Source organism: Paraclostridium sordellii (assembly GCF_000953675.1).
Lineage (GTDB): Bacteria > Bacillota > Clostridia > Peptostreptococcales > Peptostreptococcaceae > Paraclostridium > Paraclostridium sordellii.
On record NZ_LN679998.1, the window covers coordinates 3,379,946 to 3,380,481 of the forward strand.

Here is a 536-nt window from a genome sequence, read left to right on the forward strand (position 1 = left end):
ATCCTCCACGTTGGAGCTAGTGATAGGAATCGAACCTACAACCTGCTGATTACAAGTCAGCTGCTCTACCGTTGAGCCACACTAGCATATTGGCGGGAATAACAGGACTCGAACCTGTGACCCATTGATTAACAGTCAATTGCTCTACCAACTGAGCCATATTCCCACATTCATCTTTATTTTCATTAAATTGGCGGGAATAACAGGACTCGAACCTGTGACCCATTGATTAACAGTCAATTGCTCTACCAACTGAGCCATATTCCCGCGTATTTAATTAATTTGGCGACCTGGAAGGGACTCGAACCCTCGACCTCCAGCGTGACAGGCTGGCATTCTAACCAGCTGAACTACCAGGCCGCAATTGGTGGGACTAACAGGGCTCGAACCTGTGACCCCCTGCTTGTAAGGCAGGTGCTCTCCCAGCTGAGCTATAGTCCCATAATTTTGGAGCGGGTGAAGGGGATCGAACCCTCACAGCCGGCTTGGAAGGCCGGAACTCTACCATTGAGCTACACCCGCATATTTAATTGGTG

General features: G+C 49.4%; 6 tRNA genes. All 6 read right to left on the reverse strand.

The features are described 5' to 3' along the window. Positions 1 to 11 precede the first annotated feature (11 nt). The 6 genes from ATCC9714_RS16485 to ATCC9714_RS16510 all read right to left on the reverse strand — a co-directional run bounded on the left by ATCC9714_RS16485 (position 12) and on the right by ATCC9714_RS16510 (position 522). A tRNA-Thr gene (locus ATCC9714_RS16485) sits at positions 12 to 86 on the reverse strand. A 4-nt stretch (positions 87 to 90) separates the two neighbouring features. After that, positions 91 to 166: transfer RNA gene (locus tag ATCC9714_RS16490), tRNA-Asn, on the reverse strand. A gap of 25 nt (positions 167 to 191) precedes the next feature. Beyond that, positions 192 to 267 (reverse strand) — tRNA-Asn (locus ATCC9714_RS16495). Between the two features lie 16 nt (positions 268 to 283). Beyond that, positions 284 to 360, reverse strand: a tRNA-Asp gene (locus ATCC9714_RS16500). 5 nt (positions 361 to 365) lie between these two features. Then, positions 366 to 441, reverse strand: a tRNA-Val gene (locus ATCC9714_RS16505). Between the two features lie 7 nt (positions 442 to 448). Then, positions 449 to 522: transfer RNA gene (locus ATCC9714_RS16510), tRNA-Gly, on the reverse strand. Positions 523 to 536: the final 14 nt, after the last annotated feature.